The 14,400-nt window shown below is 57.3% G+C and carries 15 protein-coding genes and 1 riboswitch; of the genes, 3 read left to right on the top strand and 12 right to left on the bottom strand.

Translation table 11 applies throughout. The features are described from left to right. Positions 1-126: 126 nt before the first annotated feature. From ACT3TF_RS16075 to ACT3TF_RS16065, 3 genes are read left to right on the top strand one after another with little or no spacing between them, the layout of a single operon-like run. The gene (locus tag ACT3TF_RS16075) at positions 127-1,140 is read left to right on the top strand and encodes an ABC transporter substrate-binding protein (RefSeq protein ID WP_444672538.1); all 1,014 of its coding nucleotides are present in this window, start codon (positions 127-129) and stop codon (positions 1,138-1,140) included. Next, positions 1,140-2,207 (top strand): FecCD family ABC transporter permease, encoded by a 1,068-nt coding sequence (locus ACT3TF_RS16070; protein ID WP_444672537.1) that lies wholly within the window; start codon positions 1,140-1,142, stop codon positions 2,205-2,207. Before ACT3TF_RS16075 ends, ACT3TF_RS16070 begins: the two co-directional genes overlap by 1 nt. Next, positions 2,204-2,968, top strand: a complete 765-nt coding sequence (locus ACT3TF_RS16065) for an ABC transporter ATP-binding protein (protein ID WP_441683756.1) — start codon at positions 2,204-2,206, stop codon at positions 2,966-2,968. The genes ACT3TF_RS16070 and ACT3TF_RS16065 overlap by 4 nt, the downstream gene beginning before the upstream one ends. 22 nt (positions 2,969-2,990) lie before the next feature. Here ACT3TF_RS16065 and ACT3TF_RS16060 read toward each other — a convergent pair whose 3' ends face one another. The 12 genes from ACT3TF_RS16060 to cobT all read right to left on the bottom strand — a co-directional run bounded on the left by ACT3TF_RS16060 (position 2,991) and on the right by cobT (position 14,131). Beyond that, positions 2,991-3,602, bottom strand: a complete 612-nt coding sequence (locus ACT3TF_RS16060; RefSeq protein ID WP_441683758.1) for a Yip1 family protein — start codon at positions 3,600-3,602, stop codon at positions 2,991-2,993. A 140-nt stretch (positions 3,603-3,742) separates the two neighbouring features. Further along, a complete protein-coding gene (locus tag ACT3TF_RS16055; RefSeq protein WP_444672536.1) occupies positions 3,743-4,513 on the bottom strand; it encodes an ABC transporter ATP-binding protein in 771 nt (256 codons plus the stop codon). Further along, positions 4,513-5,493, bottom strand: a complete 981-nt coding sequence (locus ACT3TF_RS16050; RefSeq protein WP_444672535.1) for a FecCD family ABC transporter permease — start codon at positions 5,491-5,493, stop codon at positions 4,513-4,515. Before ACT3TF_RS16050 ends, ACT3TF_RS16055 begins: the two co-directional genes overlap by 1 nt. Then, on the bottom strand, positions 5,493-6,416 hold the full coding sequence (locus tag ACT3TF_RS16045) for a cobalamin-binding protein (protein ID WP_444625673.1): 924 nt from the start codon (positions 6,414-6,416) through the stop codon (positions 5,493-5,495). The genes ACT3TF_RS16050 and ACT3TF_RS16045 overlap by 1 nt, the downstream gene beginning before the upstream one ends. Then, positions 6,397-8,208 carry a TonB-dependent receptor domain-containing protein gene (locus tag ACT3TF_RS16040; RefSeq protein WP_444672534.1) on the bottom strand — a complete coding sequence of 604 codons (1,812 nt, stop codon included), beginning with the start codon at positions 8,206-8,208 and terminating at the stop codon, positions 6,397-6,399. The genes ACT3TF_RS16045 and ACT3TF_RS16040 overlap by 20 nt, the downstream gene beginning before the upstream one ends. Before the next feature lie 167 nt (positions 8,209-8,375). After that, a riboswitch (cobalamin riboswitch) is annotated at positions 8,376-8,606 on the bottom strand. A gap of 82 nt (positions 8,607-8,688) precedes the next feature. Then, on the bottom strand, positions 8,689-9,114 hold the full coding sequence (locus tag ACT3TF_RS16035) for a bifunctional adenosylcobinamide kinase/adenosylcobinamide-phosphate guanylyltransferase (RefSeq protein ID WP_444672533.1): 426 nt from the start codon (positions 9,112-9,114) through the stop codon (positions 8,689-8,691). After that, the gene (locus ACT3TF_RS16030; protein WP_444672532.1) at positions 9,066-9,719 is read right to left on the bottom strand and encodes a histidine phosphatase family protein; all 654 of its coding nucleotides are present in this window, start codon (positions 9,717-9,719) and stop codon (positions 9,066-9,068) included. Before ACT3TF_RS16030 ends, ACT3TF_RS16035 begins: the two co-directional genes overlap by 49 nt. Then, the gene (cobS, locus tag ACT3TF_RS16025) at positions 9,656-10,426 is read right to left on the bottom strand and encodes an adenosylcobinamide-GDP ribazoletransferase (RefSeq protein WP_444672531.1); all 771 of its coding nucleotides are present in this window, start codon (positions 10,424-10,426) and stop codon (positions 9,656-9,658) included. The genes ACT3TF_RS16030 and cobS overlap by 64 nt, the downstream gene beginning before the upstream one ends. Positions 10,427-10,439: 13 nt before the next feature. Continuing rightward, entirely contained in the window at positions 10,440-10,994 is a 555-nt protein-coding gene (locus tag ACT3TF_RS16020; protein WP_444672530.1) for a bifunctional adenosylcobinamide kinase/adenosylcobinamide-phosphate guanylyltransferase, read from the bottom strand. Beyond that, complete coding sequence (gene cobD, locus ACT3TF_RS16015; RefSeq protein ID WP_444672529.1) at positions 10,978-12,072, bottom strand: threonine-phosphate decarboxylase CobD; 1,095 nt, start codon at positions 12,070-12,072, stop codon at positions 10,978-10,980. The genes ACT3TF_RS16020 and cobD overlap by 17 nt, the downstream gene beginning before the upstream one ends. Further along, positions 12,069-13,085: an adenosylcobinamide-phosphate synthase CbiB gene (gene cbiB / locus ACT3TF_RS16010; protein WP_444672528.1), complete on the bottom strand. Its 1,017-nt coding sequence runs from the start codon at positions 13,083-13,085 to the stop codon at positions 12,069-12,071. The genes cobD and cbiB overlap by 4 nt, the downstream gene beginning before the upstream one ends. Continuing rightward, a complete protein-coding gene (cobT, locus tag ACT3TF_RS16005) occupies positions 13,082-14,131 on the bottom strand; it encodes a nicotinate-nucleotide--dimethylbenzimidazole phosphoribosyltransferase (protein ID WP_444672527.1) in 1,050 nt (349 codons plus the stop codon). Before cobT ends, cbiB begins: the two co-directional genes overlap by 4 nt. Between the last annotated feature and the right edge of the window lie 269 nt (positions 14,132-14,400).

Here is a 14,400-nt window from a genome sequence, read left to right as displayed (position 1 = left end):
GGCGTTAGATAGAGGCCAGCCTATCACGCCAGCACGTCACCAACCGCAAAGGCCTTGCGTGCTTTATTCTCTCGTCTTCGGCAGTCCGTCGAGTCTTTCCTCAATCGGCATTTGGAACACCGTCCCATGAAGCTCGCCCGCCCTTTATGCATTTCGTTAGCTTTCTTACCCGCCCACGCAGCCTTTGCTGATAGCACGGCTTATCCGCTTACGCTGACTAATTGCGGCGTAGAAATCACGTTTGATGCCCCCCCCGAGAGTACGGTAACGGTCGGCCAGTCTGCGACCGAGGTGCTATATCGCCTGGGGCTTGCCGATAAGGTGAGCGGCACGTCAGTCTGGTTTAATCCCGTGCTGCCCGAATTCAGCGATATAAACAGCCGCATTGAGCGTATTGCCGATAACGACCCAAGCTTTGAGTCTGTGGTGAACAAGCGGCCTGATCTCGTCGCGGCTCAATACGAGTGGCACGTAGGCCCTACCGGCAGCGTAGCCACCCGCGAGCAGTTTCATGAGCTGGGCATCGCCTCTTACATCATGCCTGCCGATTGCGATACCAAAGACAACGCGACCGGCGGTGACGGCACCCGGGTGGCGGCATTCTCCACCGACTCAATTTATAAAGGCGTTCACGAACTGGCGGCTATTTTCGACGTGCAAAGCGCGGGCGATACGTTAGTGGCCGATTTGCAGGCCCGTGAGAAACGCGCTATCGGACTGGCTACGAGCCTTGCACTACCCGACGACCTGTCGGCCGTGTTTTGGTTTTCCTCTTACGGTTTAGCGGCCGACCCTATCGTTGCCGGTCAATTGGGGGCGCCTGGCTATATGATGGAGCAACTCGGTATCCAAAACGTGGTTACCTCTAATGAAGAATGGCCGACCGTAGGCTGGGAGTCGATTGCTCGTGCTAATCCTGACGTGATCGTGGTGGCACGCATGGACCGGCGCCGCTACCCAGGCGATGATCTGGCCACCAAACTTGAGCTTCTACAAAGCGACCCGGTTACTCGCGAAATGAACGCCGTGAAAAACGGCCGCATTGTGGAAATGGATGCCCATGCGATGAGTGCCACCATGCGCAGCATTTATGGCCTTGAGTCTCTTGCCCAAGCGTTATCGACCATGTCGTTTAACTAATGCCTATCGCACTAAAGCGATCATCCACAGAGGGCTTTTGGTGGCGCTGGCTATTGTTAACGCCGCTTGTGCTGTTCATAGCGCTAATGGCGGGCACCGCGATTGGTGAGACATCTATTCCTATTGAGACGATTTTCAAAGTGCTGGCTAATCAGCTGTTCGGGGCTGACTATGCCGTTGATCGCATTGATGCCGGCATTATTTGGAACTATCGGCTTAGCCGCGCCATTGTTGCCGCCTGCTGCGGCACGGGTTTGGCCTTAGCGGGGGTGGTGCTACAAGCCCTGTTGCGCAACCCTCTCGCCGACCCTTATCTCATGGGCATATCGGCCGGGGCTTCAACCGGCGCGGTCGCCGTAGCGGTGGCGGGCGTTGGCGCAGGCGTTATAACGCTTTCGATTGGCGCTTTCGCGGGCGCGGGATTGGCGTTCGGCTTAGTGATACTGCTTGCCCATGCGGCGAGCAGCGGCACCGGCGGCGGGCGTGGCATTCAGGCGGCGGGGGCTATTATCTTAGCGGGCATTGCGGGCTCGCAGCTATTTAATGCGCTGACCGCTTTCATTATTACTAAATCGGCTAGCGCTGAGCAGGCCCGTGGAATCATGTTTTGGCTACTGGGCAACCTTTCTGGCGTGCGCTGGGACAATGTTTGGATGGCAGTCCCCGCCGCGCTGTTTGGCCTTATTATTTGCCTATGGCACCGGCGAGCCCTGGATGCCTTTACCTTCGGCACCGATAGCGCGGCCTCCATGGGCATTGCCGTGCGGCCGGTGCGCGGCCTACTGATTACCACGATGGCGCTGGTGACAGCGATCATGGTGTCTATGGTAGGGGCCATCGGCTTTGTGGGCCTGGTGATTCCGCATGCCATGCGCTTTATTGTCGGCAGCCGCCATACGCGGCTGGTGCCTGCCGCGGCGCTGGCGGGCGCTGTATTTTTGATTTTTTCAGATATCCTTTCACGCATTTTGGTCACAGGACAGGTGCTACCGATTGGCGTCATCACATCGCTTATTGGCGCGCCGGCCTTTGCTCTTATCCTGATACGCGGGACGAGGACACGATGAAAATCACCGCCGAACAACTCACCTGGCGCGTTCACGGCAGCCAGCTCCTGACGGACGTTTCGCTGTCGGTATCGCCTCGCCAAACCTTTGGCCTGATTGGCCCCAACGGTTCAGGTAAAACCACCCTGCTTCGGCTTCTCGCGGGGCTGCGCAAACCGAAGCAAGGCCGTGTGCTGCTGGGTGATCGGCCGATGAATACCATGCGTCAGCGAGATATCGCCCAATCGGTTACGTTAGTGGAACAGCAGGCGGAAACCACTGATCGCATCAAGGTGCGCGATGTCGTGGCGCTTGGCCGTACGCCGTTTCTGTCAGCGCTGCGCCCCTGGTCCCACCAGGACGAGCTGATTGTGGCGCAGGCGCTAAAGGATGTGGATATGCAGCATATGGCTGACCGTTTTTGGCACACGCTGTCAGGCGGCGAACGCCAGCGTGTGCATATTGGCCGCGCCCTAGCTCAGCAGCCTAAAATTCTGCTGCTTGATGAGCCGACGAACCATTTAGACATTCGCCATCAGCTTTCGATTCTTGAGCTGGTCAGGCAACTACCGATCACGGTGATTATTTCTCTTCACGATCTTAACCACGCCATGGAGTGCGACCGAATAGGCGTCATGGAGGGTGGCCGTTTGGTTGACACCGGCCCACCTCGAGACGTGCTGACGCCTTATCGCTTACGTCAGACGTTTGGCGTTTATGCTGATATCTTCGCCGACCCCATCGACGGCAGCCAGGTGATGCGTTTTCGTAGCGCCGTTTAATAACAGCCTGCGACTTAAACACTTACCTAAAAAACTCCCAGACGACGCTGTGCTCAGTGCCCATGCTCCACAGCAGCACCGTAACGACGAGGAGTGCTTCTAGCACCAAGACACCGATCCCCAATGTTTTGATTGAAAGAATGAATCCACGCTGATGGCTAATGCCTAGAAAACTGGGCGTCCCTCTGTAGAGCAGGTAGCCGGAATACACCAGCCCAATCACCATCCCCAGCATACAGAGCCAGAAAACCGGATATAGCGCAAAAATCCCGCATATAAACATCGGGGTCGCAATGTAGCCCGCAAAGATAAGGCAGTCGCGGCGACTGGGGCGCTGCTCTATATCGCGGGCCATCCAATAGATCACGCTACCTACAATGCCAACGGCCAGCAGTATCAGGGCATAAAAAGCCACGCCTAACGCAATGCCGTTTGAGAGAGACACTTTATAGGTGTCACTGCCGCCATAGGTCCAGCCAACCTGAGTGGTACCAATCAGTGCGCAGATGACGGGGATAGCGGCAAGCAAAAGAACGTGGTGGGCATAAAGATGGGTGACCGTTTCATGCTCGCCACTGATCTTATGCCATTCTCGTTCAGGATGATGGAGGAGCCCCCAAACATGATGGATCATAACGACCTCCCGTTTTTGCAGATGCAATATCGATAGGATCATTCATTAACCGACCGGGCCAGCAGTGGCCCGCATCAATATTCAGTGTAGGCCAAGAATCAGGTGTGAAGGGGTTTATCACGGAGGATTTTAGAAATAGATTATCCGTTGATGGGCACAAACACCGGTGCGCCATCCACCTCAACCACCGCTAGCCGCTGACGATATAGCTTTTCCAATGCGCTAGGCACCAGCATGCTATCCCGCGTGCCCCAACAGGCCTCGCCATTAGGATAAAGCAGCAGCACATGGTCGCACCAACGAGCCGCTAAGTTGAGATCGTGCAGACACATCATTACCGCATGGCCGGAAGCGGCCTGCTCGGCCATAAGCGTCATCACTGAGCTTTGATGATGAAGATCAAGATGATTGGTGGGCTCATCAGCCAGCCACACGCTAGGCGCCTGCGTTAGCACGGTGGCAATCGCCACGCGCTGGCGCTCGCCGCCCGAAAGCGTGCTGACCAAGCGGTCACGTAAGTGCGCCACGTCTAAGCGCTGCAGCGCTTCTTCCGCACGCTGATAGTCCGCGGCGCCCTCCATTTGCCAAGCCGATAGGTACGGATGACGCCCAATCAGCGCGGTCTCTAATACCGACGCAGGAAAGCCATCCTGGCGATCCTGAAATATCAGCCCCAAGCGCTGTGCAATATAGCGGCGGCGTTGTTGACGCATGGGCTGTCCATTCAATTCAACCTCGCCGGACCGGGGCGCATGCAGCCCCGCCAACGTATGCAGCAGCGTCGTTTTACCCGCGCCATTGGGACCCAATACACCCCAACGCTGACCGGGCTGAATGGTTATATTAAGCGGCGTACCGCTTTCTCTACCGGGCACATCGATGATGAGGTCATGGGTAGAAAGTACGCTCATCAGCGGCTCCGATAGAGCAGAAACAAAAAGGTAGGAACGCCCAGTAGCGCGGTGATCACCCCGACCGGCAGCTGTTCTGGCGCGATCATGGTACGCGCCAGCGTGTCGGCCAGCACTAGCAGCGTGCCACCGGCTAACGCGCAGGCAGGCAGTATCAGCCGCTGATCATTACCCAACACCAAACGCAGCATATGCGGCACGACCAAACCCACAAAACCAATACTACCGGCGGTTGTCACTGCCGCCGCCGTCAGTAAGCTGGCGGCAACGTAGATACACCACTCAAGCGGCTTGACCGCAACGCCCAGTGCGGCAGCCTGCTGCGGACCACGCGCCAATACGTTTAAGCTGCGCCCAAGCGGAATCAGCACCACGCAGATGGCTAATAGCAGCAGTAGCGGCGGCCACGGCGTTCGGGCGTAGGAAAGATCGCCCATCAGCCAATAGAGCATTCCCGGCAGTCGTTCGGCCGGGCTTAAGGCCAACATCAGCGTAATCACCGCGCCCCACCCCGCCGCGACGACCACCCCCGTGAGCAGCAGTCGAGAAGGTGTCCAACTACCGCTGCCGTGCGCCAGCCCAAATACCAGAAAGGTAGAAAACAGCGCGCCGCCAAATGCCGAGCTTGAGATGGCTAATCCCCCTAGCCCTGCTAACATGGCTGCCAGCGCGCCAATCGAGGCACCACCAGAAAGCCCAAGCACATAAGGATCGGCCAGAGGGTTTCGCAGTAGCACCTGCATTAACGCCCCAGCTACCGCTAGCAAACCACCCACGGCAAAGGCCGAAAGCGCGCGAGGCAAGCGCAGCTCTAGCACCATGATCCGCGCCAAGGCATCGCCCTGCCCGCCATCGCCCGTCACCACAGCCCAAATTTGTGCGGGGGAAATCTGCGCACTGCCGACACCCAGTGCTACCAGCAGCGCACCCAGCGCCGCTAGCAGCAATAGGCCCAGTGGCAGGCCCAGGCGCGTTAGCATTAAGTATTCCTGCGCTTTTGACGGGCGATATCAAGCTTCTCACAGAGCAGCTGAGTGCCCTCCATGAGGCGTGGCGTGGGGCGCTGTATGAGCGATGGCGGTACGAAAAACAGGTTATCTTCAGCCACGGCCATCAGACTAGAATACTGCTCCCAGTGCGTGAGCCAGTGACGATTTTCCTCTCCCATACCGCCGGCAACAATGACTTCAGGGTTAGCGGCAAGCACGGCTTCATCGTCGATGCGTGGGACAAGCCTCGACTGCCCGCCGAAGACGTTAACACCGCCACACATTGTGACCACTTGGCCAATAAGGTGCTGATCATTAACGCTCATCAATGGTTCATCCCACACCTGGTAGAACGTCGGCACCGGGTCGCGCTCGCTGTAGCGTTCGGCAAGCTCGGTCATGGTCGCGCGGAAATTATCGGCAACGGCCTGCCCGGCAGCTTCAGTACCGGCCAAGCGTGCCAAGCGTTCTATGGCGCTGGCCACGCCTTCCATACTGCGTGGCTCAATGTAAAACACCGGCATCCCCAGTGCTTTCAGCGTTTCAAGCTGCTCTGCCGGGTTGCCTGTTACCCAGCCGATCACTAGATCGGGCGCCAGACCTACCAGCGCTTCTAAATCAATGCGGGTATGGCTACCTACCGAGACCACGTTTTTAGCATCAGGCGGGTAGTCGCTGTAAGACACCACTGCCACCACTTGGTCGCCGGCACCGGCTGCGTACGTCAGCTCAGTCGCCCCCGGCGAAAGGGTAGCAATACGCTTAGCAGCCGAGTGAAGGCACACCTCACGGTCACGGTCATCGATTGCGCAGCGCGCAGGGTTATCGGCGTACGACGCTACCGATGCAACCAACAGCGCGAGGCCTAAGGCCCCGCACAGTCGGTGATTTTTCCTATTGGCCAAAGTGCACACTCAAAAATCCTGCTCGGCCTGCGTTAATGTAGTCCGCGCCGTCAAAGGAACGCGTGGTGATGTAGTCTTGATCCAGCGCATTTTCAACCGTCACACGGGCGCTCCAAAGCGGAGTGAACTGCCAGCCTGCACGAAGGTTAACAAGCCCATAGCCACTAAGGCGATCGTTATTTTGCGCATCACGATAGCGATGATTTTGCACTACCCAGGAGCCTCCCAACGACCACTCGCCCAGCTCGCGATCAGCATCTAAGCGCACACTTTGCGTGGCGCGATTTTGTAGACGATTACCTGTCAGGCGATTTTCCGGATCGGTATAGGTCAATGCGGCGGCCAGCGTCCAATCATTAATCTCAACGCCACTTGCAAGCTCAGCACCGCGAATGCGTGATGTGGGCACATTGAACTGAACACCCTGCCCTGCGATCAGGTTATCGATATCCGTTTGATAGATGGCCGCATCCCAGAACCAGTTTGCATACTGGCCGCGCACGCCGACTTCAATTGATTCAGACGTTTCCGACTCTAAATCAGGATTGCCAAAGCCAGGGAAATATAGCTGGTTATAGGTAGGCGCATTAAACGCCGTCCCGTAGCTCGTGCGTAACGTATGATGGCCATCTAAGTCGTAACCCAACCCCAGGCTACCCGTTACTTCATTGCCATAGGCTTCGTTATCGTCAAAGCGCAGGCTGGCCTGAAACATAAACGGCGAGAAATCCAACAGCGCTTGAGAAAACACGGCGGCATTGCTGCGGCTATTTTCATCATAATCCGTCGTGCCGCTGACTCTGTCTTCGCTGTACTCAGCGCCGGCGATTAGCTCGTGCACACCTGCTGTGAAGGTGTTTTCCCAGCGCGCGGTACGCACTTTGGTATTAAAGACAGACTCCCCTGAATCAGCGACGTTATCGCTTTCATCCCGGGACTCGCTGAGCGTCAGTCGACTCCGCCAGTTGTCCATCAGCGGTAGCTCGCCATAGACACCCGCTACCTGCTGGACAAAATCGTTCTCACCGCCGTCATATTCATTATTACCGCGCGCACGAAGCGCCAGTACGCCCATTTCCGCGCCGCTTTCAAACGTATGCGAAACGCGTGCCAGCGCGGACGTATTGTCGTAACCTTTGTCGTCGCCACTCCTGCGCACAGGCTGGCCATCGGTGTTGAAATGACTGCCGGCAAAGCTATAGCGCGTGCCGCCTTCGCGACCGCTCACGCCAGCACTTAGCCGCTGGGTATTGAAAGAGCCCCCGCCTACCGATATACGCGGCTGCGGCCCCTCTTCATCGCCTTGCGGCGTAAAGAGCTGAATGACGCCACCAATCGCATCGGCACCGTAAAGGCTGCCGCGCGGGCCACGTACAATTTCCGCACGGTCAAACATGCGCGGGTCAAGATACGACCACGCTGCACCGCCGCTAGTGGCAGAACGTAAACGGATACCATCAATTAACAGCACGTTTTGGCCGCTACCGGTGCCACGAATAAAGACGCTGCTGTTTTTGCCGAAGCTGCCATTGGAAGATACATCAACGCCCGGCTGGCCGCGGAGAAGATCGGTAATGCTGGTAGGGTCCTGCCGGCGAAAAGTCGCTTCGTCTATCACGGTTACCGACGAAAGGCTTTCATTCGCCGTACGCGGGGCCAGTGCTGCGGTGACCACAACAGGGTTAAGTGACTCAGCCGCTGTCGGCGTATTTTGCGCCGTGGATTGGGCCTGAACAGCCAGCGGTAGCGCAGACATAGCTAACGCCGCAAGCGTTGCGGTGGTATTAGAGCGATGGTTCATGTGAGATCCCTTGCGCGTCGTGCTCACCCGCACAACGTATTTTTTTTGGCCGAGCGCAGGGCATAACTAGGCATAGCAAGGCAATAACGGTCGCACTGCATGATCACATCGTACCGCCGTCAATCACCCTGAGAGCGCCCACCGCGTCTCGGTATAGTTTGGTTCTGTTGAACCGCTACTCTTGGGCCGGTCTCCGGGCTGACGAGCGAAAGGCGCGCCTAACAAGGCCCACTCATTTCTGAACGACCACCTTCCCATGCCAAGGCACAGTGGCGTTTTAGCCGTTCTTATCTCGATCACCGTTGCGGGGGCAGCGTTGGAATCACGCAAGGCGTTCACCAACTTCCCGTTTCACTAGCGGCTTTTATACCGCCAGCACCTGAGAGTGCGCGTAAGCTAGCAACTTGCTATGAGGAGGTCAATTGAAAGAGAAGGTCAATTAAAGTGCCGTGAGCAGGCCTTTAACTAAGGGTTAAGCACTTATTTAATCGCCACCACCAGCCCGTGGCGGACATACCACACCCGCTCAGCGTGGGCGGTCATATCTTGAGTGAACCAACCATTTACATCGCGCAGGCGACGCTGCGTAGACTGCATGGGCACAATGCCACGCCCAACGTCAGTAGCGATGATAATTAACGCTGCGCTGAGTGTTTCAGCGCGCAGGCAGAGCTGTTCTATATCGCCCTGCCAGCACTGGCGCAGCGTGTCGCTATCGGTTGTTTCTAAATCTGCGCTGAGCCAATCAAGCACACCATTAATTACAAGCGGCGAGTGGCTAGAAAGCGCTGACCGGCAATCACTCAGCGGCTTATGGGCTTTGAGTCGCCAGCTAGTGGCGGCGGGAAAGCGAGCGGCTACGGCGTCGCGCTTGCCAGCGCAGGCACCGCCGATGAAGAGCTGCATTGCCATTCTCCTTGTCCCTTTTCATCAACGTGATACGAGAGCTGCCAGCGCCTGCCCTCGGCTTGAAGTACCGTGGCGTCCCAAAAGTGGATGGTTTCAAAGCGCCTGCGCAGTTCACGAATAACGCCGCCGTGGGTCACGGCCAGAATTTTTCGATGACCGCTGGCCGGGGCATCAGCCGCCAAGTCAGATAGCCAGGCATCCAAGCGCTCACGCAGCTGGGCGGCAGACTCGCCGCCGGGGATTTGCAGCTCACCCACGCTGTCAATCCAAGCACGATAGTGCGGCAAGTCTTTCAGCTCGTCGTAAACCTTACCTTCGTAGTCGCCAAAATCTAGCTCGCGAAGGCGCGCTTCAAGATGCACCGGCGCGCCCGTATCTGCCGCCTGCGACCATTCCAGCGTTTGCTGGCAACGGTGTAGGTCGCTTGAGTAAATGGAATCAAACGACTCAAGCGCCAGCGCTTCACGCAGGGTTATCAACCCCGCCTGCGCATCGGGGAAAAGCAGCGGAATGTCGCGCTGGCCTTGATAGCGGCGCTCTAAATTCCAAGCGGTGATACCGTGACGAACTGCCACCAGCTCCACAGTAAGATCAGTAGCCAAAGCTCTCCTCCTTCAATAGTGGCACCGACCATATCGCCGTTAATGCCGTTGAATAATCGCATCATGACTCCGCGCATGAGCATCACAAAGACCGCAACCGCTAGCAGCATTAACACTGTGGAAGGCACTAGCAGGGCTAACAGCGCCATCGGCAATAGCGCTAGCGCAACGTCCTGACCACTAAGCGACTGCTGCCAGCTCCATGCCAAGCCTTGCGATTGGGCGCAGGGCGTCAGCACCAACAAGGCAACGCCGGCCCAGCGGCCTAACGCGGGCATCGCCACTAGCCACCAGAGTGGCGCCTGATAGTGAAGCAGCGCCCATAGTAAAATGCCTTTCCAGGCGAGTAAAAACACCAGCACCAATATGCCGAAGCTACCAACCTGAGAGTCCTTCATGATTTCCCAGCGGCGCGCCAGCGGCTGATTGCTGCCCAGCGCATCAGCGATATCCATCACTCCGTCTAAATGCAGGCCACCCGATAACGCCACCCACACGCTTAGCACGACCAGCGCGGTGATCGGTACCGGAGCGTTTTGCAAAAGCAGTGCGACGAGCGCCAGTACGCCGCCAATCAACAATCCCACCAGCGGGTAGGAGCGCACTGCCCAGCGACGTGTTTCTGGCGTCCATGGGCAGGCAACAGGCAGTGGAATGCGGGTAAGAAACTGCAGTGCTAACACCAGCCCCCATAGGGCATCTTTCATAATGACCGCCCGTTCATAAATAGCATCCGCTGACTGGTTTCCACTCCACCGCGCAGCCTGCCACCACCTCTATCACTGAGTCCGACTCTGCCGCCACCCAGCGGTGAGCGCGCTGCAGAAACGCGAGGTAGCGCCAGGTCTCGGCATCGGTGGGCGGCAGCGATTCATTGATGTCGTTAGAGACAATCACTAAATGCATGCTGCGTGCTCGGGCATCACAAAGACTATTGCCCAACAGCGTCAAGCCCTCCTCGTCACTCAGCTCACTGGCATACAGCACTTGGCTGGCCCATAGCGTTAAGCAATCAAGCAGCACGACACTGTTAGCGGGCAGCGCGGCAATCGCTTGATCGATACCGAGCGGCGCTTCGATGGTTTGCCACTGCACGGATTGTGACAGCGCGCGTCTGGACTCCCGATGGCGGGCCACCCGCTCGGCCATCTCCTCGTCATACACGCTGGCGGTGGCCAGGTAATAGCAACGGCTGCCAGCGGCCGCCTCTAGTACTTGCTGCTCAGCAATGGCGCTTTTACCTGAGCGCGCCCCGCCGCTAACGAAGACAATCATGCAAAACCTTCATCAGCCGTTGATTGGCAGGCGCATCGCGCAGCGCCACGCGCAGCCAGCCACCGTTTAGCCCGGCAAAGTTATGCGTGTGGCGTACCAGCACACCGCGGCGCAGCAGCTGTTCAAACAATGCATCACAGGTAATGTCATGCTGGGCGCCGGGCCTAATTAAAAAGAAACAGGCATGACTGGGCGCGACGTCCAACCCTAGTTGAGCCAGCGCTTGAGCCATGCGCGGATGCTCACTGGCAAGCCATCGCTGAGTGCGTCGTGCAAAGGCATCGTCTGCGAGCAGCGGCGCTACCAGCTCGGCTGCCAAATGATTAACACTCCAGGGTGGCTGATGAGCCTCTGCCGCGCTAATGGTGGCTTCATCCGCCAGCAGATAGCCCATACGAAGTCCTGGCAAGGTATAAAACTTGGTCATTGAGTGCAGCAATATCAGATGCGGAAAGCGCGCTAACAAAGGTGCCAGCGAGGCCGTTTGCTGGGTGTCATCAACCATATCGATAAACGCTTCATCAACCACCACGCGACAACCAAGCGCCGCGGTGCGCTCCAACAAACTCAGCATGGTCGGGGTATCTATAAGCGTTGCTGTCGGATTATTAGGTCGACAAAGGAACAGCACATCGTGGTCGGCTAACGCCTCTAGAAGCGTATCACACGCCAGCGTAAAGTTCGGCGCGGCCAGTGGGAACGCTGTGACAGAAAGCCGATGAGCGCGACAAGCGCGGTCATACTCGCCAAAGGTGGGCGTAATGATGGCGGCTCGCTGGCCGGCATGCAGCGCGGCAGCGAGAAAAATTGCCTCGGCTCCGCCGTTGGTCAACAGCACTTGTTCGGGCTGAAGCTGATGATGTGTGGCAATCGCCTGACGGGCAGCGTGGTAATCGGGTGCTGGGTAGCATTCAACACCGGCCAGTTGCTCCATCAACCAATCGCGAGCCCACGCGGGCGGGCCCATGGGGTTAAGGTTGGCACTAAAATCTTCCAGGCGATGATCTGCGGGCAAATTGAAATGTGCTAACAGTGCCTCGGCTTGGCCGCCGTGGCTGGGCCATTCAAGCTCATTCATATTACCCCCGAGAAGATAGCCATCTTCATCGCTATCGGTACGATCATTAGAAGAACAAAGAGTAGCGTAAACAACAGCCACGCACCGTGCATTAAACGCACCGTGGCGCTGATGTGTGCAACCCGCAGCACGTTAATGGGTTCGCCTAGCGTCGCGCGGTGCGATGCTAGGCCTTGGTAGAAGCTCGTGCCGCCCAACTGCACACCCAGCAAGTGGGCAACCATTGCCTCCGGCCAGCCAGCGTTTGGGCTTAGGTGGCGCGGCGCATCGTGGCAGGTACTGCGCAGCGCACCTTTCCAGCGCACAGATAACACACCTGCAGTGCTTAATAGCAGGCCTGCAAGCCACAGACACAGCGCCGTTAAGCGCGCCGGTAGCCAGTTGGCGATATCGTCTAGCTTGGCAGAAAAAAATCCAAAATCGCTGTAGCGCTGGTTTCGATAGCCGACCATCGAATCCAAGGTGTTCACCGCCTTGTAAGCCAGCGCTAACGGTGCGCCGCCAATGAAAGCAAAAAATAACGGTGCAACAATGCCGTCTACGGTATTTTCTGCCACGGTTTCCACCGTGGCGCGAGTAATATCGGCTTCATTTAGCGGGTGGGTATCGCGCCCCACAATCATACTCAGCGCTTGACGCGCTGCGGGTAAATCACCGTTAGTCAACGGCACGACAACGGCGCGCGCCGCATCACCCAAGCCCTTAATAGCGAGCGTGGTGGAAAGCAGCAAAAGCTCAGCGATAAGCGCCAAGCCTGGGTGCAGCTGTGCTAATGCCCAAAGCAACAGCCAGCTGACACCCAATACGCCGCCCACCACGCTGACCGTTAGTAGCAATCCGCTAAATCTTCGCGCAGCAGCAGAGCCACGGTTCCAGCGCCGCTCAAATACGCTAATGAAGCGCCCGATCAACACCACCGGATGCGGCCACGAGCGCGGATCGCCGACGATTAAATCAATCATAATGGCCAGCATGATCAAACCTGCCCCACCGAGCGTGGCGTCAGCAATCATGGCTTCGCCTTGTCACTAACGCCCGCCGCGTCAAACGTGGCCATTTCGCGCATCATGGCGGTTGCCGCCTGTAGTAGCGGATACGCCAGCGCCGCACCGCTGCCTTCGCCTAGCCGCATGTTCATATCCAGTAGGGGCTTTGCTGCTAAGGCCGCTAACGCAATATCGTGCCCCGGCTCTTGGGAACGATGACCAAAAATGAGATAGCCACGCACTGCGGGGCAGAGTCGGCAAGCGGTCAGCGCGGCAACGGTTGCAATAAAGCCATCGACAATCGCCGGTAGCCGCTGGGCAGCCGCCGCCAAGTAAGCCCCCGTCATGGCGGCAATTTCCAGCCCACCCAGTTTAGCCAACACGTCAAAAGGTGCCTTAGGGTCAGCGCGACGTGCGGCAATAGCACGCTCAATCACTGTGATTTTATGCGCTTGCTGGACGCTGTTAATCCCCGTACCCGCGCCTACTAGGCCTGCCACTGATTCGCCGGTCAAGGCCGCTAACATCGCGCTACTGGCGGTGGTATTCGCAATGCCCATTTCGCCAATAATCAGGCAATGGGTGCCGGCGTTTTGGGCTCGTTCAACGGCCGCAATGCCCGCATCAATCGCGGCCAAGGCCTCATACGCTTGCATCGCGTCTTCCACCAGCATATTCCCGGTGCCATGGCGTACCTTGGCATTGACCACGCTGGGTTCAGTTAGATGGCTTGCCACACCAACATCGACTATCTCAACACGGGCGCCAATCTGCCGGGCGAAGACATTAATCGCCGCGCCGCCGTGTACAAAGTTGGCTACCATCTGCGCGGTTACCGCTTGAGGAAAAGCCGAGACGCCTTCCGCGGCGACGCCGTGGTCTGCCGCAAAGACAATCACTGCTGGTGCTGCAACGTTGGGCCTTAGCTCGCCCGTCATGGCGCTAAGCTGAATCGCCAGCGCTTCCAGCGCACCCAGGCTGCCGGCAGGCTTAGTCAGCGTATCTAAATAGCGACGCGTTTCCTCACCCGCTAAGAAATTAACGGGCTGAATGCGGTTAACAGTGGCATGCATGCGGGCTCCAGCTCAGGGATGGCTCATTCAATAATCAAATGCGAGGTATAAAAGGGTAGCAAAAGCCCGAGTGCTATACTTGCTATTTCACGGGCGGCGCTCACACTCCGTCTGGATTTTATGACGTCATGGAGGCCATTGCTGGCGATGTACTCCGGCCTAATTTGAGGTAATAAAACTACAAACAGTGTTTTTATTGCCGTAAAGTCTCTTATATCGACACCAAAGAATGTAAAATAACTACAAGTCTCACACACCGTCTCTATCAT

It is taken from the genome of Halomonas sp. AOP25-F1-15 (assembly GCF_052378675.1).
Lineage (GTDB): Bacteria > Pseudomonadota > Gammaproteobacteria > Pseudomonadales > Halomonadaceae > Vreelandella > Vreelandella casei.
The sequence above is the reverse complement of the archived record's forward strand: the minus strand, read 5'-3'. Positions and strand labels throughout refer to the sequence as shown.

Excerpts from the sequence above, each read along its gene's own strand:
- ACT3TF_RS16055 (WP_444672536.1), bottom strand. The coding sequence starts at position 4,513 with ATGAGCGTACTTTCTACCCATGACCTCATCATCGATGTGCCCGGTAGA.
- ACT3TF_RS16075 (WP_444672538.1), top strand. The coding sequence starts at position 127 with ATGAAGCTCGCCCGCCCTTTATGCATTTCGTTAGCTTTCTTACCCGCC.
- ACT3TF_RS16040 (WP_444672534.1), bottom strand. The coding sequence starts at position 8,208 with ATGAACCATCGCTCTAATACCACCGCAACGCTTGCGGCGTTAGCTATG.
- ACT3TF_RS16020 (WP_444672530.1), bottom strand. The coding sequence starts at position 10,994 with ATGATTGTCTTCGTTAGCGGCGGGGCGCGCTCAGGTAAAAGCGCCATT.
- cbiB (WP_444672528.1), bottom strand. The coding sequence starts at position 13,085 with ATGATTGCTGACGCCACGCTCGGTGGGGCAGGTTTGATCATGCTGGCC.
- ACT3TF_RS16050 (WP_444672535.1), bottom strand. The coding sequence starts at position 5,493 with ATGCTAACGCGCCTGGGCCTGCCACTGGGCCTATTGCTGCTAGCGGCG.
- cobS (WP_444672531.1), bottom strand. The coding sequence starts at position 10,426 with ATGAAAGATGCCCTATGGGGGCTGGTGTTAGCACTGCAGTTTCTTACC.
- cobT (WP_444672527.1), bottom strand. The coding sequence starts at position 14,131 with ATGCATGCCACTGTTAACCGCATTCAGCCCGTTAATTTCTTAGCGGGT.
- ACT3TF_RS16060 (WP_441683758.1), bottom strand. The coding sequence starts at position 3,602 with ATGATCCATCATGTTTGGGGGCTCCTCCATCATCCTGAACGAGAATGG.
- ACT3TF_RS16035 (WP_444672533.1), bottom strand. The coding sequence starts at position 9,114 with ATGCAGCTCTTCATCGGCGGTGCCTGCGCTGGCAAGCGCGACGCCGTA.
- cobD (WP_444672529.1), bottom strand. The coding sequence starts at position 12,072 with ATGAATGAGCTTGAATGGCCCAGCCACGGCGGCCAAGCCGAGGCACTG.
- ACT3TF_RS16070 (WP_444672537.1), top strand. The coding sequence starts at position 1,140 with ATGCCTATCGCACTAAAGCGATCATCCACAGAGGGCTTTTGGTGGCGC.
- ACT3TF_RS16065 (WP_441683756.1), top strand. The coding sequence starts at position 2,204 with ATGAAAATCACCGCCGAACAACTCACCTGGCGCGTTCACGGCAGCCAG.